The organism is Bacillota bacterium, from assembly GCA_040755295.1.
Taxonomy (GTDB): domain Bacteria; phylum Bacillota; class Desulfotomaculia; order Desulfotomaculales; family Ammonificaceae; genus SURF-55.
Genome location: JBFMBK010000007.1, coordinates 38,391 through 61,932 on the forward strand (window position 1 = coordinate 38,391; position 23,542 = coordinate 61,932).

Genomic DNA, 23,542 nt, shown 5'->3' on the forward strand with positions numbered 1-23,542 from the left:
ACAAGGAAAAACGGGAGCGAGAACAGTGTTAAAAGAGATAATAATTTCGAAAGCGGACGGGGGCAACCGCGTTGCGGTGCTGGAGGAGCACTCCCCGGTCGAGGTTTATTTCGAACCTCCCGGTGCGGAACTGGTGGGGAGTATTTTTAAGGGTAGAGTAGAAAACGTACTGCCGGGTATTGAAGCGGCATTTGTTGATATAGGGCTTGAAAAAAACTCCTTTCTGTACGTGCATGACGCGCGGGCTGTTGCCGAGAACCAGGGACGGCGTTTCAGAATAAAGGAATTACTCCGGACGGGACAAGAGGTAATCGTTCAGGTGGTGAAAGGACCCTTCGGGGCGAAGGGGCCTCGGGTAACCACGCAGATAACGCTTCCGGGGCGATACCTTGTACTGGCGCCTACGATGCAGCATACGGGCGTCTCCCGTCGCATCGCACCACCTGCGGAACGCGAACGTCTGCGGCGGCTTGCGGTAAATCTTTGCCCCCCCGGAATGGGGCTTATTGTCCGGACGGCGGCCGAAGGCGTGGGTGAGGGGGAACTGCAGCACGACCTGGAAACCCTCTTAAAGGAATGGGAAGATATCCGCCGGAAGGGCCGCGAGCCCGGGCCAAGGGCGCTGTACAGGGATATTGAACTTCTGCCGCGTATCCTGCGCGACTTTTTTACCCTTGATGTCACGCGTTTGATCGTCGACTCTACCGAGCTTGAGGCGCAGGTATTTGCCATCATGGATGAACTTGGGCCGGGACTGAAGGACCGGGTTCAACTGGAAACCGGCCGGGATTTGATGGCCGCCTACGGTGTAGACCGTGAGGTTGAACGGGCGTTGAAACGCAGGGTATGGCTCAAATGCGGCGGTTATATCGTTTTCGACCAGACAGAAGCGCTTACTTCGATAGACGTTAATACAGGGAAATATGTGGGTTCGCAAAGCCTTGAGGAGACGGTGGTAAAGACAAACCTAGACGCGGCGCGTGAAATCGCGCGACAATTAAGGTTGAGGAACATCGGCGGCATAATTATCATTGATTTTATCGATATGGTTGAAGAAAAACACCGGCAGGAAGTGTTGAACACTTTAGATGAGGCGCTTAAACGGGACCGCGTCCGCTCGCACATCCTCGGAATAACCAGACTCGGTCTGGTGGAAATGACGAGGAAGAAGGCTCACCCCGGGCTTTCGGAGATGCTGCTGAAGCCGTGTCCGTATTGCGAGGGTACAGGTCGTCTTTCCATTGATGAAGAAACAGATTCTTTGCCGTTAGGGTAAATAGGCGGTTTATGCCGGCCTTATCCTCAGAACTGTTGACTTTCGTACCGGGCTCGCCGTAGTTAAAAACATTTACAGCCCGGCATCACGTGTTCGGTTTGGGCGGGTTCGGGTCTCTTGTCATTCTGTGACAACTTTGTGTCTGAGCCTAAGCATATCTTATGCTTTAAATGTTTGAAATGACCGGAGGTGTAACCAGTTGATTGCTGGCGTACGGGTTCGGTTTGCTCCGAGCCCTACAGGTAGCCTGCATATAGGGGGAGCGCGGACGGCCCTCTTTAACTATCTTTTTGCCCGCGCTAACGGTGGCAGGTTTGTGCTGCGTCTGGAAGACACCGATTTTGAGCGCCGTATTGCCGGGGCAGAAGAAGGGATTATTCACAGTTTACGCTGGTTGGGCTTGAACTGGGCTGAGGGGCCGGACGTCGGGGGTGAATATGGTCCTTACCGCCAATCCGAACGGCTTGACGTCTACCGCCGGGAGGCCGAGCGCCTCCTGACGGCGGGATTTGCTTATCGCTGTTACTGCACACCCGAAGAACTTGCCGCCGATCGGGATGAAGCCCGGCGCGCGGGGCGCGCGCCCCGTTATAACGGCCGCTGCCTTCGGATCACCGCGGATGAGGCGGCCGGGAAGGCTGCGGCCGGTATCAAACCGGTAATCCGCTTAAAAGTACCCGAAAGCGGCCGGACTACGGTTGAGGACCTTATACGGGGTTCGGTGGTCTTTGAGAACTCTACGCTGGATGATTTTATTATAATGAAATCCAGCGGGGTTCCCACCTACAATTTCGCATGTGTGGTCGACGACGCCACGATGATAATCACCCACGTCATTCGTGCGGAGGAACACCTTTCAAACACACCTAAGCAACTTCTGATTTACCAGGCGCTTGATTATCCCGCACCGGTTTTCGCGCATGTTCCTATGATTCTGGCGCCGGACCGGGCTAAGCTTTCCAAGCGCCACGGGGCAACCGGGGTGGAGGAGTTCCATTCGCAGGGCTACGTTCCGGAAGCGCTCTTTAACTACCTGGCTCTGCTGGGATGGTCACCGGGCGACGAACGGGAAATACTCGGCAACGATGAGATCATACGGGAGTTTTCTTTGGCGGCGGTCTCCAAACATGCCGCCATCTATGATGTTCAGAAGCTCACCTGGCTTAACAGCCAATATATCAGCAGCATGGGGTTGGAGCAACTATACGAGCTTGCATTGCCTTTCTGCGTGGAAGCTGGTCTGGTCAGCGCTCAATCTGCGGTCACGGAGCGGGAGTACCTTCTCAGGGTGCTTAAAGCGGTGCGCTCACGCTCACGGACCCTGCGGGAACTGGCCGATATGGCCTCTTACTTTTTCCGGGACGACTTTGTTTACGACCCCAAGGGCGTTAAGAAGGTCTTCACTGCGCAGGGGGTGCCGGAACTGCTGCGCGAGGGTGGGAAGGCGCTTGCGCCGGTGGAGCCTTTCGAAGTCAGCAGCGCCGAAACCGCTTTCCGGGAGCTGATTGAAAAACGCGGGATAAGCGGCGGTACGCTGATTCATCCGACACGACTGGCCTTAACGGGGCGTACGGTCGGCCCGGGCCTCTTCGACGTTATCGCCCTCCTCGGGAAAAACCGGACTCTTGAAAGACTTCAACGAGCCGCTGCGTGGATCGAGCGAAACGTGGCACCTAAGTAACTCGGGGCAGTTTCTCTTGCCACGGATAACAGCTTTATTGTATAATAAATTTTGTGAATTGCGGGATGGTGTAACGGTAGCACGCATGGCTCTGGACCATGTAGTCTAGGTTCGAATCCTGGTCCCGCAGCCAATTGGGAAGTTAGAAGTGAGAGGTCGGAGGTTGGATTATAGAATTTAGAATTCTATTCTAACCTTGAACGTTGAACCTTGAACGGACCCCGAGATTCAATCCGTCTAAGCTTAACTTAACTCGGTTATATGGCGCTATCGTCTAGGGGCCCAGGACACCGCCCTCTCAAGGCGGAGACACGGGTTCGAATCCCGTTAGCGCTACCATTTCGAAAGACACACCCCGACTTGCCGGGGATATTTTTTTACAAAGGAATTATGCCGTCACCCTTTTGCGGACAACCTGTCCATTTATGACATGCTAGGAAAGGGTGTCCTGATATTCTGTGTTTATGCAGTGTGTGTCCGGACGGGGCCTGAATAGCTGTCCCGCCGGTTCCGGGGAGGTATCATCAAGCAGATCGACTTTTTCAAGGAGTATTACTCTGTATATTGGAATTAGGAGAGAAGGGAGTAGTGGTTTAATAGAACTGTATCACCTTCAGGAATTCTGTTATCATCAGCCCCGCCAACAACACCCAAAAGATCAGTTGAATCGAACTGCCCGGTTTGCAAAGCAAACCTGCTATCAGAAATATCATTCCGGATACGATTATAACAAAAGTAAAACTCTCTGATGGAATCAATCTTGTACACCTGCCACAATATGGTGACATAGGATTAATTTATTGTATATTACCATAACCTGAACTAGTTGAGCTATTATAATATTTTTCAAGCTTGAGGTAATATCGTAAAGATACTGAGGATGTGCCTGTAGGAATAACAACGAAGGCATCTTATCCGACACCCGGCGGGTGGGTGCCTTGCGTGCCGGCAGCTAAACCATTCTCTCCGGGGCCTCAAACTTAACGTAAAAGACGGTGCCTTTGCTGCTTGTATCGACCTTTATTCTTGCGTCGTGACGGTAAGCGATGCTGTAGCACACGGGCAGACCAAGACCGGTCCCTTCCTTCTTTGTGGTTAAAAACGGCGTGCCCAGTTTATCGAGAACCGCGTCTTCTATACCCGGACCCTGGTCTTCTACGGCCAGAACAACCGCTTTCCCTTCGACATAAGTCCTGATGGTGAGCAGACCGCCCGGATTCATTGCCTCCAGGCCGTTGCGGGCCAGGTTAAGAATTATCTGACGCATGTCGTTTTCGTTAAGAAGCAGATCGGGAATTTCCCCCAGTTCCTTTTTAATGGCTTTACCGGCGGCCGCGGCGTCCGACTCTATTAAGGGATACAGCGTTTCCACCGAGGAATTGAGGTTATGGGCGGATTTATTTCCGGGATTATCCCTGGTAAGACACAGGAATTCCCGTATTATGGAATTAACCCTGTCAAGTTCCTCAATCATCAGGGCGGAGTAGTTCCGGTACCAGGTACACTGTCCTTCTTCCCGGATGCCGGCCAATTGAAGGAAACCTTTGACGCTGCTGAGCGGGTTCCTTATTTCGTGGGCCATAGCTGCCGCCATTTCCGCCGCAAGAATGAGACGGTCCAGACGCGCGATTTCTTTTTCGAACCGTTTCCGTTCAGTAACGTCAGCGATCATTCCCAACGCGCCCGAGTATTCCCCGTCCTTACTAAAGATAGGACTTACGGACGCGATTGTCCAAAGCTCATCACCGTTTTTCCGCCGGTACTTGAAATCGAGTTTTTCGCATATACCTTTCCCGCGCCTCCGTATGTTGGATTCCGCGATTTCTTCCCATTTGTCTTCCATGAACTCCAGTAAGGGACGCCCCAGCATTTCTTCAACGGTGTAACCAAGCATTTCAGCCATCTTTTTGTTGACAAAGACAGTTTTGTTGTCGGCGTCGATGATCCAGGTCCCTTCGTTTGCGGTTTCAAGGATCTGTCGGCACCGCTCCTCACTCATCTTTAAGGAGTCTTTGGCCCATTTAAGTTCGGTGATATCAACCGTTACGCTGAGGATACATTTCTGGTTGTTTAAGGTAATTATTTCCGCGGAAATAAGCCCTTTATGTATTTCTTGTGATTCCGAACGAAACTCTACCTCAAGATTGCGAACCACCCCGTTTTGCGCTAAAGTCCTGGCTATTCTGCCGCGGTCACTCGCGCTCAACCAGATATTAAGTTCATCTGCCTTATGTCCGATCACCCTTTCAGGGCATGTGCCCATTGAATGGTAGAAGCTGTCGTTTACGCTAATGAAGCGCCAATCCTTACAGGTGGTAATGACCGTTAGATTGGGGTTGGCATCAAAAGTCTTTTTATAACGTTCTTCTGACAGCTTCAATTCCGAATATGGGTGTTTCGAAGAAAGGAAGATGATCCCCCTTAAGACAAAGACATGGCTTAACAGATTAAAATTGTGTCCCATTATTCCGTAAACGCCTGCAGGTTCCGCTGTAAATAGTGCCGTTCCTGCGGCGCAAAGGATGGCAAGGGCAAAAATATTTAAAACTTCACCCCTTCCGGTATTACATTTGAATAAAAGGAGTAGCAGATAGCCGCTGCAGTTGAGACACAGCCACCATGTTCCCAGGGGGGTGAGCCCGCCGCCTGTCGTATAGACCGGCGGGATGTTGCGCAAGGTGAGCAGTATGGTAATAACCGCAAAAGCTGTAACCAGGCTGAGAACCAGGAGTTGTGATTTAGGGCGCCCGGTTTTATAATCGGCTGCGGCAGCCAGGAAGGCCAGACCTTCGACGCTTTGACCTATATTCCGGAACCATGCCCACAGGTGGGGGTTCTTGTTGAAAAAGCAAGGGTACGAAATCATGTGCATAAACGGGAAAATAACAACGAGAAGAAAAGCGAATCCAAAAAGCCTGCCCAGAGGGGTTTCTGCATCGTAATTAAGCCACGAAACTAAGAAAACGGTCACTGCAACGGTAATGCATACGGTTTCCACCGCGAAGTGCCATACTAATTCCTGATGAGCGGACAGAAAGGGGAATATGGCTTTACTGAGTAAATAATTCGATATGCATATCAGAAGGAAAAACCCCAGATTCTTAGTGCGGGGAATCTTGCCCCAGGTTTGCCGACCGACGGTTAGTTCCATGGTTTCCATTCCTCAATGGCTTCGCAAAGACGTACACCAACATCATTCATGCGCAATAAATGAGGTGCAAATAACAATGTAATTAATGGGCGCTTGAAGAGACCGAGAAGCGGCATGAAGGCCCTGAAAATTACATAATACTGTTTCTTAGTCAGTGTATTCAAGTCCTCAATTTGCTTTATCTTGCTATTATTTAATTTTAATGGAAAAGTATGTTATTGCAATAACCAAATAATGTTGACGTATGCCGCTTCATGGAGAATTACGACTGACTTCGCGGTTATCGTACGCCATGAAACATGAAATATCGTTGCTATTCCTGCTTTTTGATACAATCTGTCAGTTCATGAAGGAAATAACCCGGCAAGCACGAATTTATTGAATTATGAAGCAATTAACATAATGCAGAATCTTCGGTCTATAACTTGTGCAAAGGCGATATTGGAAAATTTACTCCTGATCCATTACGGAACGGTTTGGTTCCAACCCCTGAGATATTCGGACAGCCGCCTGCAGCCAGGTGCAATCCCGTTCCTGAGTGAACAATGAGACTACGGGCGGTTTTCACTGTTTTTACAACCTCAGTGGTTTTAGGCAGAAGTCAGATGTCAGATTTGACGTGGGAATTTCATAACCGAGAATGCCATCAAAAACTCCGACTTCCGAAATCCTGCACCCGACTTCTGAAACAGACAGGCTCCGTTTGGCAACAGCCTCCTAAAGAGCATTAAGCCCGTGTAATATATAATCGATAGATGTTGGATCTATTGAAGCGTGTGTTTCTTAATATGAAACGTAACCTTAAGGCTTTTTCTAATATTACCGGTACTCCGAAACTAATTTAGACTCCTCTGGAGGAACCCTAATATGACTCTTCGCAAAAAAACGCTTCTGATCGTCGGGGTAGTACTGGCTTGCATGGTGGCGGTATTAAGTATCGGATCCCAAAGACTGCTTATGGAGGGCATTTCCAATATCGAGGATCAGAAAATCGAAAAAAACCTTGGCATATCGTTAAACGCCTTGTCGGGACTGTTGGAAGACCTGGATGTTAAACTGGCTGATTGGGCCGCGTGGGATGATACCTACGCTTTTATGGAGAATAAGAACAGTGAATACATCAAATCAAACCTTGTGGATTCGTCGTTCTTGAACCAGGATATCAACTTAGTTGCGTTTATCGATTCCTCAGGCCGGATTGTATTTGCTGGATGCTTTGATCTTGATACAAAAACTGAAACGCCCGTACCTCAAAGCCTCAAGAAGTACCTTTCTCCGGGCAGTCCGGTTTTCCGTAAGGAAGAGAGCGTAAAGGGGATAATCAATCTGCCCGAAGGCCCCCTGCTTGTGGCGGCACGGCCGGTCTTGACCAGTCAGGGCAGCGGGCCCAGCCGCGGGACGGCAGTGATGGGAAGATACCTCGACGACTCGGTAGTTGCGCAACTCGCGGAAACCACCGGTTTGTCGCTTACGGGACATTATTGGGACGACCCCCGAATGCCGCCTGACTTCCAAGAAGCGCGGGGTTTGTTAACCAACCGGACGTATCTTCTGTCACTACCTGCCGACGAGGCAAAAGCAACCGGATATGCGTTGGTAAAGGACCTTAACGGCCAGCCGGCTTTCATACTAGGGATGGAGACGCAGCGGGAGTTGTATTCGTTAGGCCGGGATAACATGCGCCGGTTTGTCTTATTCTTCGCAATGCTGGGGCTTGTACCCGGCTTTGTGGCCTTATTGTTTTTAGAAAGGGTTGTTTTGTCCCGTTTAGACCGTCTTGGCAAGGAAGTTCGCGGCATCGGCGCCAGCGGTGATCTGTCGGCACGCATACCGGTGACCGGCAAGGATGAACTATCGGGCCTCACAAGTACGATCAACGAGATGTTGGACGGTCAGGAGCAGTACCAACGGAAAATACAGGAGAGCGAGGAATTGTTTAAAACCTTGTCGGAAAGCTCCCAGACCGGTATTTACATTGTTCAAGAGGGAAGGTTCAAATTTGTTAATCCCCGTTTCCCAACACTTACCGGTTACAGCCCCGAAGAGTTGGTGGACATGGAATCATACCGACTGGTCTTTCCAGAGGATAGAAGCATGGCCAGGGAGAATGCGGTGGAAATGCTGAAGGGCAGGCGTCTTGTCCCATACGAATTCAGGATTCTGACCAAGGACGGTGAGATAAGGTGGATGATGGAAACGGTCAGCTCAATCCGATATCAGGGGAGACAGGCGACCCTGGGAAACTCCGTGGATATAACAGAGTACAAAACGGTTGAAGAGGCGCTGCGCGAATCGGAGGCAAAATACCGGACTGTTTTCGAAAACACCGGGACCGCTCTTGCTATTATCGAAGAAGATACAACACTGTCCCTAATAAATACGGAGTTTGAGAAACTCACGGGTTTTTCCAAAGGGGAAGTTCAGGGAAAGAAAAGTTGGACGGAGTTTGTATCGGACAGAGTGCTTTCTAAAATGCTTCAGTTTCATCGCCTGCGCCGGATTGACCCTGATGCCGCCCCGAGGGATTACGAGTTCGAGTTCGTTGACAGGAACGGTATGGTCTTGAATGTCCTGATTACCATCGCGATGATCCCGGGGACGAAAAAGAGCGTCGCTTCTCTCCTTGAAAACACCGAGCGGAAGCGGGCCGAGGAGGCGTTAAAGGAAAACGAGGCGCGCTTGCGCCAGATTACGGACAACATGCTGGATATCATCAGCCAAACGGACGTTGAGGGAGAGCTTCAATATATAAGCCCGTCGCATAGATACGTCCTGGGGTACGAACCGCAAGACCTGCCGGGAAAGACCGTGTTCGACTACGTACATCCGGATGATCGAAGCGGCGTGGTGGAAGCCTTTAGAAAGGTTATCGAAACCCGGTTGGGAACGCGGACGGAATATCGTTACCGGCATGCTGACGGGCATTATGTTTGGCTGGAAGCAAGCATAACGCACATGCTTAATGAGAATGACAGGGTAGCCGGGGCTGTTATCGGCGCCCGTGATGTTTCGGAACGGAAACAGATGGAGGAGCAGTTAGGGAACGCCAAGGCGCTTTTAGAGGGAGTGTTGGACGCCATACCGGACGCCGTCGGCATTCAGGATCCCGACCACCGGATCATTCGGCTGAACCAGGCCGGTTACCAGTTGCTGAACCTCACCCCCGAAGAAGCCCAGGGGAAAAGGTGTTATGAACTAATCGGCCGAGCTAACAGGTGCCGGCCGTGCGCCACCGAGCGGGCGTGGAAAACGAAGCGGTTGGAGAGGGTGGAGAAGTTCGTTCCCGAGCTTGGCTTATATCTGGACTGCCGGAGCAATCCCATCCTTGACGAGAATGGCGAGATACAGATGGTAGTGGAACAGTTTTACGATGTCACTGAGCGCCGGCGCATGGAGGAGCAGTTGTGGCACCTGAGTCTGCACGACAACCTTACCGGTCTATACAGCCGTACATACTTCGAAGAAGAGATGCGCCGGTTGGAGGGAAGCCGCCATGCCCCGATAGGTGTGATTGTCTGTGATGTGGACGGGCTTAAGCTTGCAAACGACACCCTGGGCCACAGTGCCGGAGACAGGCTGCTGATGGCCGCGGCTGAAGCAATCCGTAAATCTTTCCGCCCGGAAGACATGGTTGCAAGAATCGGCGGCGATGAGTTCGCCGTCCTTCTTCCCAACAGCGGAAGAACTATTGTGGAAGAAGCCTGTCGCAGGGTTCGTGATGCCGTCGCCGCGTACAATACACAAAACCCCGAGGTTCCCCTTAGCATTTCTGTCGGATTTGCGGTAAGCGATGAAAAGGGCGCCAACATGGTCGACCTTTTTAAAGAAGCCGACAACAATATGTACCGGGAAAAGCTGCACAGCAGCCAGAGCGCCCGCAGCGCCACCGTTCAAACCCTGATGAAGACACTTGAGGCAAAAGACTTTATCACCGAAGGACATGTTGATCGCCTGCAAAACCTGGTGGCTAGTCTGGCGGCTGCTGTAGGCGTTCCAGAGAGTAAGATAAACGATTTGCGTCTTTTGGCTTTATTCCACGACATCGGCAAGGTGGGCGTATCGGACCGCATCCTGCTTAAGCCGGGGCCCCTGACACCTGAGGAACGAGTCGAAATGCAACGACACTGCGAGATAGGGCACCGCATCGCCCAGTCCATTCCCGACTTGCCGCCGATTGCCAATTGGATTCTTAAGCACCATGAATGGTGGAACGGGGAAGGTTATCCTTTGGGGCTGGAGGAAGAAGAAATCCCGCTTGAGTGCCGGATCCTGGCCATTGCAGATGCCTATGACGCCATGACCAACGACCGTCCTTATCGCAAGGCGATGAACCGAAAGGAGGCTCTTGATGAACTGCAAAGGTGCGCCGGTACTCAATTCGATGAAGAGTTGGTTGAAGTATTCGTAAAAATGATCGAAGAAGAGTCAGTAAACTCGGAAGAATAAATGCACTAAGGTCAATCCTCCTTGAGCAGGATTGACCTTTTCCGTGTTGGGGTTTAGCAGGGCTGCTGTTAAGGTTCGACTTTCTCCGACCGGAGCAGGTATTGATGGAAAAAGTACTCTCCAAGCGCGATCAGTACTCCAAAAATAAGCAGTGAAAGAAGAGTGGTCCGAAAAGCCGGAACAAGAAGGTCAACCACATAGGCGGTTATTACGCCCATAAGACCGTCACCTATTGCCGCCACGATGTTGCCGAAAGCAGGAAGAACCAGCAGGTCGCCCACAAGATAATTAAGGGCGGTTGCTATAATGGCGACAACAATTACCCATCCCCAGGTATTCCCTCTAATGAAGCCCAGTGTAGCAGACGCAAAAACGAAAGTCATGACCAATTTGACCAGAAGAGCTGATCCTGTCTTACTCATGCTTTCACCCCCAATGTATTTTTTCCACGGAGGTGTTTTTTTATCCGGCGGTTCTGTCTTCCCGCTCTCGCGGGAAGATGCGGCTTTGTTGCGGACTAAAAAGCGAGCTGTTTTTAACGGGCTGAACTTTTTTGACGTTAAAAGGCGAATGGCAGTGAATTATCGTGATAATTAAAATATAATAATGGGGCAAGAGACAGAGTGGCCATGTTTTACCCGCGTCGTTGTGTATACGAATTATAGGAAAGTCATAAAGGAAATTCCGGCAGCTGTTATTTCGGGAGGAAATGAATTGACAGGAAAGAGGCCGAAAAAGCGAAACGACCAGAGCATGGGGAAAGACGAACGTATCGCAGACGGCGCCTGCGACGGCGGCCGCTCTTCCGGGCGGTCCCCCCGGCTGTTTATACCCCGGAAGGATTGGCGGGAAGATGTTGTTCCGGTGCGCGGGGAAGATGTGCGCTACCTTACGCGTGTCTTGCGGCTGGGCACCGGTGATGCCGTAACCGTTCTCGACGGTCAGGGGAGAGAGTTTAGCGCGGTCATAAAGACCGTCAGCAAGGAGGCGGTATTACTCGCCCTTGTAAGGGAGATTACGCCGGATACCGAAACGGGGGTTAAGGTTACGCTTTTTCAAGCCGTTCCCAAAGGGGACAAGATGGATCTTGTGGTCCAAAAGACAACGGAACTCGGCGCGTTCCGCATTGTGCCGGTTATCACGGAAAGAGTGGTCGTGCGTCCTGATGAAACGCAGGCTGCAAGGCGGCGGGACAGGTGGCAGCGGATAGCGCGCGATGCGTCGAGGCAGTGCGGCCGGTCCGTGGTGCCGGCGGTGGAATCCTTTCTTTCCTTCCAGGCGGCGCTGGAACTGCATCATGACGCTTCTCTTACGGGGATAATGCCATGGGAGGGAGAAGCGGATCTCTCGTTACGCGGTTTCTTGACGGGCGTCCTCAACGTTCCGCCCGCGGAAAGAAGAGGCGGTATTTCCATCTTTATCGGACCGGAGGGCGGTTTCAGCCTGGCTGAGGTTGAAGCCGCGCGTATGCTCGGGGTGGTAACGGTCAGTTTAGGGAAACGAATCCTTCGTACCGAAACGGCGGGAATGGTCACACTCGCCTTGGTGCTTCATGCGTTCGGCGAATTAGGATGATAGGGGTGTCACATGCCGAGTGTTGCTTTTTATACCTTGGGGTGTAAGGTGAACCAGTACGAAAGCGCGGCCCTTGCCTCGCTTTTTGCCGGTCACGGCTATCATATCGTCGACCCCGGGACGGGGGCGGATGTTTATGTAATCAATACCTGCACCGTCACCGGCACGGCGGATCAGAAGTCACGACAGGCCGTAAGGCGCGCCGTTCGACGGAATCCAAACGCTACGGTGGTGGTAACCGGCTGCTACGCCCAACTTTCGCCGGAAAAAGTAGCCGCTATTCCCGGTGTTGATATAGTGATCGGAACCAGTGGGCGCAAAGAAATGGTCAAAATGGTAGAGAAAGCGATGACGACCGGGTCCCGGATCGTGAGGGTTCACGATTTTACAGACGATTGCGCTTTTGAGGAAATCCCCGCCCTTTTTGAGGCCAGGACGCGAGCCTATCTCAAGATACAGGAAGGCTGCCGGGATTTCTGTACCTATTGTCTTGTTCCATACGCCCGGGGGCCGCTGAGAAGCCGGTTCCCGGATGCGGTCCTTCAGGAGGCGGAGCGTTTAGTCGCCGCCGGATTCAAAGAGCTGGTCCTGACCGGTATCAACATCGGAAACTACGGAATTGAACTCAGCCCGACGGTCGGACTGCATAGGCTGATTTCGCTAATCCTGGAGCTCCCCGGCGTCGCCCGGGTACGTCTGAGTTCGATCGAGCCGGGGAATGTCGTACCGGGTTTAGGTGATTTAATGGCGGATGAACCGCGGTTCTGCCCGCACCTTCACCTGCCGTTGCAGAGCGGTGACGATGACATACTTAGACTAATGGGCCGAAGGTACCGTACGGCGGATTACCGGGCTATGGTCGGTCGTCTGCGCGAACGTATGCCCGATGTTTCGGTTAGTACGGATGTGATGGTCGGCTTTCCGGGCGAAACCGAAGCAGCGTTTACAAATACGGTATCTTTTATCCATGAAACCGGTTTTTCCGGGCTTCACGTTTTTAAGTTCTCGCCCCGGCCGGGTACGCCTGCTCAGACCTTTTCGGGCCAGGTGCACGGGCGGGAAAAGGAAAGACGTTTGCGTCTGCTGCTTGAGGAAAGCGGGGATTTAACGGCCGCCTTTGCCGCCCGCTTTGTCGGCCGGGTGGTGCACGTGCTGGTGGAAAGGATGTGTCCCGAAGGGTTTTGCGAGGGGTTCAGCGAGCACTACCTTCCTGTTGCTTTTGAGGGGGCGGAAGAATCTGCGGGCCGTATCGTACCGGTAAAAATCTCTGCGTTCGATAAAGGAGTTCTTAACGGATTTTCCTCTTTTTAAAATAAAAGGGTCTATCTGTTGCAGTGCGGAAGGATTTTTTATAAACATGTGGAATATTCACATTTTGGAGGTGTAGTGCGTGGAAGAATGTCTCTTCTGCCGGATAATCAACAAAGAGATTCCGGCAACGGTGGTATATGAAGATGAAGACATCCTGGCCTTCAACGATATAAACCCCGTAGCGCCGATACACGTACTGCTTATTCCCAAGAAGCATATCAGCACTTTTTTCACCATGGAGCCGGGGGATGAAATCCTGGTGGGCAAGCTCCACCAGGTTGCCACGCGCGTAGCACAGAGCTTGGGCCTGACCGAAAAGGGATTCCGCTTGGTGTCCAATTGCCAGCGGGGTGGGGGGCAGTTGGTTTTCCACCTTCACTTCCACCTGATCGCCGGACGTCCTTTCGGATGGCCGCCCGGATAGTTGACAGGACCAAGAATTTAGGCTAAAATTTTTATATTTATTACTACTGGCAATTGGTTTTTCTTAGAATCACGGACAGTTCTGTTTTTAGTTCTAGTTTGGGGTTCAACCCCCGTGTTGTTAAGTTATTTGAGCGGGGGGAGGGGTGGTATGGCAGAAGTTAAGGTTGGCAAAAACGAAACCTTGGACAGCGCCCTTAAGCGGTTTAAGCGATCCTGCCAACGGGCCGGCATTTTAGCTGAAGCCCGCAGGCATGAGCATTACGAAAAACCGAGCGTGCGTCGGAAAAAGAAGTCCGAAGCGGCTCGGCGGCGGCGACGGTCGTTTAGCACTTAGGGACTAATAACTCTGAACAAAAAGTTGCCTTGTACATAAGGCAACTTTTTTATTTTTAGCATTCAGGCATCTCCCTACAGGAGCGTAGATAAGCTTTCGGATGTCAGGTGTAGGCGGTAAGAAGTTGAATTTCTCGAAGATTCGCTGTTGCGAATTACTCTGTTGGGTCTGACTCTGATCTTTGGCTTCCGTCATCTGAATTTGGTACGTTCAGCGCTGCCCAGGCCGCTTTCACGTTCTGCTTGCGTCGATAATTTTTTATTTTATCTCTCCCACGGGCATAGAGATCTATAGGAGCGCCGTAAATCTTTTAGTCGGCCTTAAATGTGTCCCGGAGCAGGGACTGCGGGCTGGAAGGAACTCTTGACTGTCCCCCTTACTTCGCAGTAATAAAACGGCCTTCTTGCGGAGGGATTTTTTTATGCATTTTCGGGATATGCAGCAAAAAATTAAAAGGAAGGCTGTCAGCGTATTGGAGTTACCAAGTGACGTGGCCTTGGACCTCCCTAAAATCATCATTACGGGAAATGTCCATGTTTTAATTGAAAATCACCGGGGTATTTTGGCTTACAGCCGGGAGACAATCAAGGTTCTGGTACAGGTAGGTGAAGTGATTGTGTCAGGCCGGAACCTGGTTATTCGCAGTATCGCCGCCGACGAGGTGGCGGTTGAGGGAGAAATTCAGGGGGTGACTTTCAGTTAAGTTGCGAGTTGCGAGTGACGAGTTCCGGGTTTCGCGTTCCGGGTTTCTTGCTTCCAACTCGCAACTCGTACCCCGTAACTCGAGACTCGCGACTTCTGTTTTAGGAGGGTTGATCTTGCGCTTCATTTCTTACCTGAGAGGTTATGTTTCTCTAGTAGTCGAAGGAAGGGCGCTTGAACGTTTCATAAACATGGCGGTGAGCCGTGGTATTAAGTTTTGGGACGTAGCCCGTTTGGACAAAGAAAGGTTGATCCTCCGGGTCCGCCTCGGCGCCGTGGGTTCTTTGAGGCATATAGCCCGCCGCACGGCCTGCAGTTTTAAGGTAACGGAGAAGATGGGACTTCCTTTTATGATTTGGAGCATGCGTAAACGCAAGGCGTTGTATGGCGGGGCGCTCTTCTTTTTCGCTGTGTTGTACTTTTTGTCTTCATTCGTCTGGTCGGTCGAGGTTCACGGGGCGAAAAGGACGGATCCGGCGGTTGTCCGCCGGGTCGCGGCTGAAGCCGGTTTAAAGACCGGTACACTTAGATATCGTGTCCGGGAGACGGAAGTTGAACAGTTGATAATGGAGAAGTTGCCCGACATCGCCTGGGTCGGGGTTGATGTACAGGGCAGCAAGGCCAGGGTCACCATAGCGGAGAAAAAGCTGCCGGTGAGGTTCCCGACAACCCCGGCGCATGTCGTCGCCCGAAAGACGGGTCTGGTAAAAGAGCTTCTTGTGCTTGAAGGCCAGCCCCTGGTCAGCGAAGGGGACACGGTGATTGCGGGACAGGTATTGATATCGGGTGTGGTGGTTCCGGAAGAGGTTGGGGAATCCGGGACTGTTCCCGGCCCGCCCGTTTATGTACGGGCCAAGGGGCTCGTTCGGGCACGTGTTTGGTATCAGGGTTACGGGGAGGCGGCACTGTTGGAAAAAGGCAGCCGGGATGGAAAAGTTGCGCGGACCTTGTTTATAAAGACAGGAGAACGTGAAATCAGGCTGGTTGGTCCAAGACAACCGCCTTTTCGATCCTTCAAGGTCCGGAAGACGTCAAAAAGGCCTATGCAATGGAGGAATTTTGGCGTTCCCGTGGAACTGATAATAAAAGAATACGTTGAGCTTGTACCTTATGAAACCCGGCGCAGCCGGGCCCAGGCCCGAGAGCTTGCGGAAAAAAGGGCGCGGTCGGCCGTAAGCTCTTCCTTACCGGGACAAAGGCTTATACTTAGGCAAAACGTGGAGGAAATCCGTACGGCGCAGCCCGAAGGCCTGGTCCGGGTGAGGCTTAAGGCGGAAGTCCTCGAAGAAATAGGTGTGGTAAAAGACTTTAATCCTTGAGGGGGTTAGTAATACAGTTTGACAGAGATTGAAATCAGGGTACCGATTGAGAACCAGACCGCAGCCGAGGAGATTCTCGGGCGTTTTGATGAAAACCTTAAGGTGATCGAAAAAGCCACAGGTGTTAAGATGGTTTTGCGTGACGGCGATTTTGTATGTATGGGGACGCCGTTTCAGGCCGAACAGGGGCAGGAGATATTGAACAGGTTAAAGGATTCCTTCCAAATGCGGGGAGAGATCACACCTCAGGATTTAAGCCGTGTTATTCAAGCGGTGAAGAGTGGTGAGGCTTCCGAGGAGAAGTCTTTGGGAGACGTGTTGCTTACGACGCCGCGCGGCAAGCAGGTGCGTCCGAAAACCGCGGGACAGCGCCGTTATGTGGAGGCGATGCGCCGGTATGATATTACGTTTTCAATCGGACCGGCGGGAACCGGAAAGACGTATCTGGCGGTGGTAATGGCGGTGGTCTGGCTCCGCCAGAAAAAGATAAGCCGGATCATTCTTACGCGGCCGGCGGTGGAGGCGGGTGAGAGGCTCGGTTTTCTACCCGGAGGACTGGAGGAGAAGGTTGATCCATACCTTCGCCCCCTTTATGACAGTCTTTACGACGTATTGGGGCTAGAAAACACCGAGCGTTACCTTGACAGGCGGGTGATCGAAATAGCGCCTCTGGCGTTCATGCGCGGCCGCACCCTTGAGGATGCATTTATCATCCTCGATGAGGCTCAGAATACCACGCCCGAGCAGATGAAAATGTTTCTTACGAGACTGGGGTTTGACTCCAAGGCCGTGATTACCGGCGATGTTACGCAGGTAGACCTCCCGCGGGGACAGGAGTCCGGGTTGATCGCGTCCCACCGGATACTAAGCGGGGTGGAAGGCATCTCCTTTCAGTTCCTGACAGGGGCGGATACCATAAGGCACCCGCTGGTGATGGAGATTATTCAAGCATACGAATCGGCAGGCGAAAAAGCCGATAAGTAACTATTCAGACCTGTATTACACTAGCGGAACGCGGTGAGATGCAAGCAGAGAAAAACAGATGTCGGATACAGGATGTTAGAGGTCGGAATCTTCGTAGAAATTCGCTAATGCGAATTTTCCCCGGATTACTCTGACTTCTGAAACGGCTATGCGCAGCCTGTCGCCGCGCCCAACGAAGTGCCTGAATAGTTTCAAGCCGATAAGGAGTGAAGTTTGTGCTGAGTCGCTTGGCCGAACGGGCGAGCGTTCTATCCGATAAATTTAAAACGACGTTTAAAGAACCGAGGTTGAAACGGGCGGGAGCGGCCCTGTTTTTATTTATTGCTCTTACACTGCTGATCGCGGTCAAATTCTATCCTGAAAGGGTAAGCCTGGAGGCCGGGCAGGTGGCTCCGCGTACCATCAAGGCCCCGCGCTCGGCGGTGTTTGAGGACAAGGCACGGACCGACGAACTCCGGCGGGAAGCTGCAAATAAGGTTCAGAAGATGTACGACGTCGACCCAAAGGTGGTCGAAACAGTTAAGAAGGATATAGCGGAGCTGATTCGCAAGGTTATCGTAGTCGGAAAACAACAGGAGAAAAACCAGGCGGATAAGGAGACGGCCCTCAAAGAAGCGCTTCCCTTCACATTGCCGGACAAAACCCTGAAGCCGCTTCTTGAGATACCGGAAGCCCGTTTAAAGCGTCTTAACCAGGAATTGAACCGTATCGTCGACCAGGTGATGGCTCCTCCCGGGATTCGTCAGGAGGATCTGACGAGTGTTGAAAAAACCTTCAATGACAGGCTCGGCCTGCTCAGCCTGGAACCTGCGGAAGAGGTTTTTGCGCAGAATATAATACTCTATACCGTCCGTCCGAACAGCTTCTACAACGCCGCCCGCACCGAAAAACTGCAGCAGGAAGCGATGGATGCGGTACAGCCTGTAGAAATTACCGTACGGACGGGGGAAAAGATAATCGGTGAGGGGGAAGTCGTTACACAGGAACATATTGCCAAGCTGAAGGCAGCAGGGCTTTACCAATCCACGTTCCGCGTGGGGGCGATATTAGGGGTTTCCTTTGTGGTCCTTTTGTTGGTCGGCGCTTTATTCTATTATCTTTTTCAGCAGCACCGTGAGGTTTACCTTGATCCGATGCACCTTTACCTGATCTCTCTGGTTATAGTGGGGGTGCTTCTGGTAGCTAAGATCGTCTTTGCCATCGATATAAGGCAGTGGACGGGGGTGACCTCACAACTGGGATATGCCGTGCCGGTGGCCACGGCCGGGATGCTGATCGCCATTTTGGTTGATTCGCGGATCGCATTGATGGTGGTATTCATGACCGCTATTTTTGCCGGGTTAATGACGGACAACCAGCTTCGTTTTGTATTGGTGGGTTTCCTGACCGGTATTACAGGCGTGTACAGCGTTTCTCACCTGAGTCGCCGGGGTGACTTAGTCCGGGCAAGCCTTTATGTGAGCGTTGCGGCCATTCTGGCGGCGCTGACGGTAGGACTTGCTTCGGGCACGCCGCTGTCGGTGCTTCTCCCGGTAGGCATCGGGCTTGGGCTCATAAACGGTCTACTTTCTTCAATCTTGACGAACGGCGCTTTACCGGTTCTTGAATATACGTTTGGAATAACCTCGCCGGTGAAACTGCTGGAGTTGACCAACCCGGGGGAGCCGTTGCTGAAGCGTCTGCTTATGGAAGCGCCGGGTACTTACCACCACAGCATAATTGTAGGCAATCTGGGTGAAGCCGCCGCGGAGGCGATCGGTGCGGATGTGCTTACGGTACGGGCGGGCGCGTATTACCACGACATCGGCAAGCTCCGGCGGCCGTATTTCTTCATGGAAAACCAGATGGGACAGAATAACCCGCATGACAAACTTGCGCCCACGCTGTCAACGCTCATCATCACCTCCCACGTCAAGGACGGGATCGAGTTTGCGCGTGAGAACAAATTACCGGAAAAGATAATAGGGGTTATCGAACAACATCATGGTACGAGCATGGTGGGTTTCTTCCACCAGAAGGCGCTGGAGTCGGACCAGAAGGACCTGGTGAGTGAAACGGATTTCCGTTACCCCGGGCCGAAGCCCCAGACACGCGAGGCGGCGATCGTTATGCTGTCCGACGCGGTTGAAGCGTCTGTCCGATCACTGAACCAGCCGATGCCGGGACAGATTGAAGGCTTGATACACCGCATTGTTAAAGACAAGCTGCAGGACGGGCAGCTTGACGAGTGCGCGCTTACCTTCAGGGATCTCGAATTAATCGGCGGCGCGTTCGCCAGGGTGTTGAGCGGCATCTTCCATCACAGGGTGGAGTATCCGCGACAGGACGAGAAATAGGTATTATCGGAGGGGATTCCCGGCGTCTTAACGAAAGCAAAAGTGAAAGATAAACGAACGCCGCGACAAGCAAAAGAAGTACTATTTTCAGTGGAGTTCGACATGCCGCCGAGGGCGGTCCAAATGAAGAATGAAAATGGGGCGACCCGTAAGCTGGTTATCAGATGCAGAAGAGTAACATAAACGGAACGTGACGAAGAGCGAGCGGTACAGGAATCTAGCACTCAATTCAACTAGGAAAGTAGCAGTTTCATAAAACGCTAAATGTCGTCAAAACCGCTTGTTTTTTTGCCAGGATAAGTTTGAGTGATGGGAGACGGGCCGGAGCGTGAGGGAAATATGTGAGGACCCGGCCGGTGAGCCTGACGAAGTAATGCGACGCTTATCGCCCACGATCTAAGGAAGAACGCTTATTGTATGGGGAGGAAAATCCGGGTGACGGTAATAGTACAAAATCTGCAGGATACAATACCGGTGACGGAGGAGTTGATGGCGACCGCCCAACGTGCCGCTGAAACCGCTTTGACTTTGAACGCGGCTCCGAAAGAGGCGGAACTCGGCGTCACTTTTCTTGATGACGCCGAGGTTCATGAACTTAACCGGAAGTATCGCGGGATGGACCAACCTACCGATGTCCTTTCCTTTTCTATGGGGGAGGAGGAGCCGCAGGAGGACGGTACGACAGTGCTGCTCCTCGGTGACGTGGTGATTTCAATCGAGACCGCCTCGCGACAGGCGGCGGATTCGGGGCGCGATCTGGCGATGGAAGTGGCGCAGCTTGTCATTCACGGAACACTCCATATCCTGGGTTACGACCACCAAACGGACGAAGAAGAGGCATTGATGAGAGCCCGGGAAGAAGAGATGCTGAGTAGAATAGGAAATCAAGCATGAAAAACTTTATTTTTAAAGGAGTCGCCCGGGCCGCGTTGCTGCATAAAGAAATCTGAAAATGGAGAAGTAATGCGAAACTCATCGACACGCCTCACGGAAGAACGCTTATTTTTGGGGGAGGTACAAAATGTCGGACGACTCTGAGCTGATTTTAATGGCTCTCGCGGCTCGCGAAGGCGCCTATGCCCCGTATTCAGGCATCCGCGTCGGGGCGGCGCTTCAAACAGGGGACGGCGCGATTTTTACCGGGGCAAACGTAGAAAACTCCTCGTACGGCGTGACGATCTGCGCTGAGCGGGTGGCTGTGGCGAAAGCGGTAACCGCCGGGCATCGGGGTTTCACAGTACTTGCCGTGACCTGGAACCGGGAAGGTTTTTGCCGTCCGTGCGGCGCCTGTCGCCAGGTTCTTCGTGAATTTGGTCCTTCGGTGCGGGTCTTGATGGCAAATGCGATGGGCGAATACGAGGAGGAAAGGCTGGAGTCGTTGTTGCCGAAGGCTTTCGGGAAATGAGCGAAAACGATCACCGTTCCGGGTTTGTGAGCATTATCGGCCGGCCGAATGTCGGGAAGTCCACGCTGCTAAACCGGCTGGTAGGTTCTAAGGTGGCTATTATCTCAGATAAGCCCCAGACCACCCGGCACAGGATCCAGGGGGTCTTGACCCTTCCTGACGCCCAGATTATTTTCCTCGATACGCCGGGTATTCACAAGCCGCGGCACCAGTTGGGTCAATACATGGTGAAGGTAGCGCTGAACACCCTCCGGGAAGTGGGACTCGTGTTGTTTTTAGTGGAGGCGAACGCCGCCTTCGGACCGGGTGACGAGTATATCCTTGAACGTCTGATAAGTGCGAAAACCCCTGTCGTGCTTTGCATTAACAAGATCGACCTGATGCCCAGGGAATCACTGCTTCCTCTCATCGCCGACCTGCAGCAGAAACATAATTTCGAAGCTATTGTGCCCTTATCCGCATTTTCGGGCGAAAACACGGACAGGCTTATGCAGGTTATTCTTTCCCACCTGCCTCCGGGACCCCGCTACTATCCACCCGACGAGGTCACCGACCAGCCCGAGAAAGTGGTGATCGCGGAGTTGATTCGTGAGAAAGTCCTGCACTTGGCCCGGGAAGAGGTCCCGCACGGGGTGACGGTCACGGTCGAAGAAATGGAACTGCGGGCAGGAGGCAAGGCAAGAAAAGACGGTTCACCGGGGATGCCGGATGCCGGGGGGAAAAGGCCGGAAATCACCCGGGTTTCGGATGCACAAAGCTCAATAAACCCCGAATCTCTTGGCCGAAAGGCCGGGAACGAAGCTCTGATGCGTCCTCCCGGTGAAGTATTGTTTATCCGGGCGGTGATATACACCGAGAGGGATTCACATAAAGCGATTATTGTGGGCCGCAAAGGGCAGATGCTTAAGAATATCGGTCAGCTTGCCAGGGAAGAGATTGAGGCTCTTTTCGGATCCCGGGTCTACCTGGACCTTTGGGTGAAGGTCAAGCCCAACTGGCGCCGGAACGGAACATTTCTCGGCCATTTCGGCTACCAGCAGGATTAACGGGCATGGGACCCGGCGCAGGGGTTTCTGCATGGTATTGCAGCGTATTTAGTAAGTTGACATACGGACTTCAGACTGCTAGAGTGGAAATTGTTATATGAGTTGAAAAAGCCTTCCAAGTGCAGTAATCGAGGGCTTTTTTTTTGAGGCGAAAGAAATGACCGTTGAGTCGAAAAACGTATTGGCTAAAATTCGAAACTTCCTGGCTGCCGGACCCAACGAAGGGTTAAGGAAACTCTTGCGTGAAGTGCATTATGCGGACCTTGCCGAGGCGCTTCCCGAACTTAATACGCCGCACCAAATAAAAATCATCCGCATGTGCGAGCCCGCCAAAGCGGCGGCTGTACTTTACGAGCTTGACCGTTCCGAGGTGGCGGCGCTGCTGGAGGGACTGGGCGAATGGCGGGTGGCGAGTATCCTCCGGGAGATGTCTCCCGATGACGCGGTTGACCTGCTAGGGGGTATGCCGCGCGAGGAGCAGGAGCGTTTCTTGACCCTGATGGGATCGACGGAAGCCGAAGAAGTCCAAGGGCTGCTTGAATACGGCCCGGAGACCGCCGGCGGCATCATGACCACCGAGTATGTAGCCGTCCGTGACGACATCAACGCCCGCGAGGCGCTTGAAAGCCTTCGGGCTACCGCTCCCGACGCCGAAACGATATATTACGTTTACGTGGTCAACAAGGGAAACCAACTGGTAGGCGTGGTTTCTTTGCGCGAGTTGATTCTTTCCTTGCCCGCCACACGGGTGGCCGATGTAATGCGCACCGAGGTTGTCAGTGTTGGCGTTCAGACGGACCAGGAAGAAGTCGCGCGGATTGTCGGGAAATATGACTTCCTGGCGGTTCCGGTGGTTGACGACCGGCGCGGATTACTCGGTATTATAACCTTCGACGACGTCCTCGACGTGGTGGAGGAAGAAGCGACGGAAGACATCCTCAGGCTGGCGAACGTCGAATACGAGGGGAGTTACTTTGAGACTGCCATCCTGAAAAGGGCCTGGAGCCGTCTCCCCTGGCTTATCGTATTGTTATTCGGCGAACTCCTTGCCGGCCGTGTTATTGAGAACTTCTCCTTTACTCTGCAGACAGCCACGGCACTGGCCTTTTTTATGACGGTGATGGCCGGCGGGCCGGGGAACCTCGCGACCCAGACGCTGACCGTAATCGTGCGCGGTCTGGCCACCGGGGAGGTCCACCCGCGGGAGGTCCTGTCGGTGATACTTCAGGAAATCAGGGTCGCGGTGATTATCGCTTTGGTTTCGGGGTTGGTCCTTACCGGAATTGCTTTCGTGTGGCAGGGACAGCTTATCATCGGTTTCATCGTTGGGGTGTCTCTGGCTTTGAGTATGACGGCGGCGGCCGTTGTGGGGAGTTTCGTGCCGCTGGTGATTAACCGGCTGGGGGTGGACCCGGCCCTTGCTTCAGGACCTTTCATCGCCACGCTGATGGATGTATGCAGCATGTTGATCTACTTGGGTTTTGCCACCTTCACGCTGCACCGCTTCGTGACCTGATCTTCTCACATTGTTTTTCAAGGGTTACGCGGGT

17 protein-coding genes and 2 tRNA genes are annotated in these 23,542 nt (G+C 52.6%); 17 read left to right on the forward strand and 2 right to left on the reverse strand.

From position 1 onward, the window contains the following. Nucleotides 1-25 precede the first annotated feature (25 nt). The 4 genes from AB1500_06830 (at nucleotide 26) to AB1500_06845 (ending at nucleotide 3,296) form a co-directional block, all read left to right on the forward strand. Nucleotides 26-1,276: an Rne/Rng family ribonuclease gene (locus AB1500_06830; GenBank protein MEW6182879.1), complete on the forward strand. Its 1,251-nt coding sequence runs from the start codon at nucleotides 26-28 to the stop codon at nucleotides 1,274-1,276. Nucleotides 1,277-1,475: 199 nt separating this feature from the next. Further along, nucleotides 1,476-2,957: a glutamate--tRNA ligase gene (gene gltX / locus AB1500_06835; protein ID MEW6182880.1), complete on the forward strand. Its 1,482-nt coding sequence runs from the start codon at nucleotides 1,476-1,478 to the stop codon at nucleotides 2,955-2,957. Nucleotides 2,958-3,016: 59 nt separating this feature from the next. Beyond that, nucleotides 3,017-3,090, forward strand: a tRNA-Gln gene (locus AB1500_06840). Nucleotides 3,091-3,220: 130 nt separating this feature from the next. Beyond that, nucleotides 3,221-3,296, forward strand: a tRNA-Glu gene (locus tag AB1500_06845). Nucleotides 3,297-3,909: 613 nt separating this feature from the next. On the opposite strand, the gene AB1500_06850 is transcribed toward AB1500_06845, so the two are convergent. Next, nucleotides 3,910-6,108, reverse strand: coding sequence for a PAS domain S-box protein (locus AB1500_06850; protein MEW6182881.1), 2,199 nt, complete (start codon nucleotides 6,106-6,108; stop codon nucleotides 3,910-3,912). Nucleotides 6,109-6,975: 867 nt separating this feature from the next. Between AB1500_06850 and AB1500_06855 the strand changes: the two genes are divergently transcribed. Beyond that, the gene (locus AB1500_06855; GenBank protein ID MEW6182882.1) at nucleotides 6,976-10,554 is read left to right on the forward strand and encodes a PAS domain S-box protein; all 3,579 of its coding nucleotides are present in this window, start codon (nucleotides 6,976-6,978) and stop codon (nucleotides 10,552-10,554) included. A gap of 68 nt (nucleotides 10,555-10,622) precedes the next feature. Here AB1500_06855 and AB1500_06860 read toward each other — a convergent pair whose 3' ends face one another. After that, complete coding sequence (locus AB1500_06860) at nucleotides 10,623-10,976, reverse strand: DUF2512 family protein (protein ID MEW6182883.1); 354 nt, start codon at nucleotides 10,974-10,976, stop codon at nucleotides 10,623-10,625. Nucleotides 10,977-11,268: 292 nt separating this feature from the next. Between AB1500_06860 and AB1500_06865 the strand changes: the two genes are divergently transcribed. The 12 genes from AB1500_06865 to mgtE all read left to right on the forward strand — a co-directional run bounded on the left by AB1500_06865 (nucleotide 11,269) and on the right by mgtE (nucleotide 23,508). Further along, nucleotides 11,269-12,129 (forward strand): 16S rRNA (uracil(1498)-N(3))-methyltransferase, encoded by an 861-nt coding sequence (locus AB1500_06865; protein MEW6182884.1) that lies wholly within the window; start codon nucleotides 11,269-11,271, stop codon nucleotides 12,127-12,129. A gap of 12 nt (nucleotides 12,130-12,141) precedes the next feature. Beyond that, complete coding sequence (gene mtaB, locus AB1500_06870; GenBank protein ID MEW6182885.1) at nucleotides 12,142-13,440, forward strand: tRNA (N(6)-L-threonylcarbamoyladenosine(37)-C(2))-methylthiotransferase MtaB; 1,299 nt, start codon at nucleotides 12,142-12,144, stop codon at nucleotides 13,438-13,440. A 79-nt stretch (nucleotides 13,441-13,519) separates the two neighbouring features. After that, nucleotides 13,520-13,864: a histidine triad nucleotide-binding protein gene (locus tag AB1500_06875; protein MEW6182886.1), complete on the forward strand. Its 345-nt coding sequence runs from the start codon at nucleotides 13,520-13,522 to the stop codon at nucleotides 13,862-13,864. A gap of 150 nt (nucleotides 13,865-14,014) precedes the next feature. Further along, nucleotides 14,015-14,200: a 30S ribosomal protein S21 gene (gene rpsU / locus AB1500_06880; GenBank protein ID MEW6182887.1), complete on the forward strand. Its 186-nt coding sequence runs from the start codon at nucleotides 14,015-14,017 to the stop codon at nucleotides 14,198-14,200. 436 nt (nucleotides 14,201-14,636) lie between these two features. Next, a complete protein-coding gene (gene yqfC, locus AB1500_06885) occupies nucleotides 14,637-14,903 on the forward strand; it encodes a sporulation protein YqfC (GenBank protein ID MEW6182888.1) in 267 nt (88 codons plus the stop codon). Between the two features lie 115 nt (nucleotides 14,904-15,018). Further along, a complete protein-coding gene (yqfD, locus tag AB1500_06890; GenBank protein MEW6182889.1) occupies nucleotides 15,019-16,221 on the forward strand; it encodes a sporulation protein YqfD in 1,203 nt (400 codons plus the stop codon). Between the two features lie 18 nt (nucleotides 16,222-16,239). After that, nucleotides 16,240-17,205: a PhoH family protein gene (locus tag AB1500_06895; protein ID MEW6182890.1), complete on the forward strand. Its 966-nt coding sequence runs from the start codon at nucleotides 16,240-16,242 to the stop codon at nucleotides 17,203-17,205. Between the two features lie 215 nt (nucleotides 17,206-17,420). Further along, nucleotides 17,421-19,541 (forward strand): HDIG domain-containing metalloprotein, encoded by a 2,121-nt coding sequence (locus tag AB1500_06900; GenBank protein MEW6182891.1) that lies wholly within the window; start codon nucleotides 17,421-17,423, stop codon nucleotides 19,539-19,541. Between the two features lie 435 nt (nucleotides 19,542-19,976). Further along, nucleotides 19,977-20,435, forward strand: coding sequence for an rRNA maturation RNase YbeY (gene ybeY / locus AB1500_06905; GenBank protein MEW6182892.1), 459 nt, complete (start codon nucleotides 19,977-19,979; stop codon nucleotides 20,433-20,435). Between the two features lie 127 nt (nucleotides 20,436-20,562). Further along, complete coding sequence (gene cdd / locus AB1500_06910) at nucleotides 20,563-20,946, forward strand: cytidine deaminase (protein ID MEW6182893.1); 384 nt, start codon at nucleotides 20,563-20,565, stop codon at nucleotides 20,944-20,946. Further along, nucleotides 20,943-21,992 carry a GTPase Era gene (gene era, locus AB1500_06915; protein ID MEW6182894.1) on the forward strand — a complete coding sequence of 350 codons (1,050 nt, stop codon included), beginning with the start codon at nucleotides 20,943-20,945 and terminating at the stop codon, nucleotides 21,990-21,992. Before cdd ends, era begins: the two co-directional genes overlap by 4 nt. 157 nt (nucleotides 21,993-22,149) lie before the next feature. Beyond that, entirely contained in the window at nucleotides 22,150-23,508 is a 1,359-nt protein-coding gene (gene mgtE, locus AB1500_06920; protein ID MEW6182895.1) for a magnesium transporter, read from the forward strand. The last annotated feature ends 34 nt before the right edge of the window (nucleotides 23,509-23,542 follow it).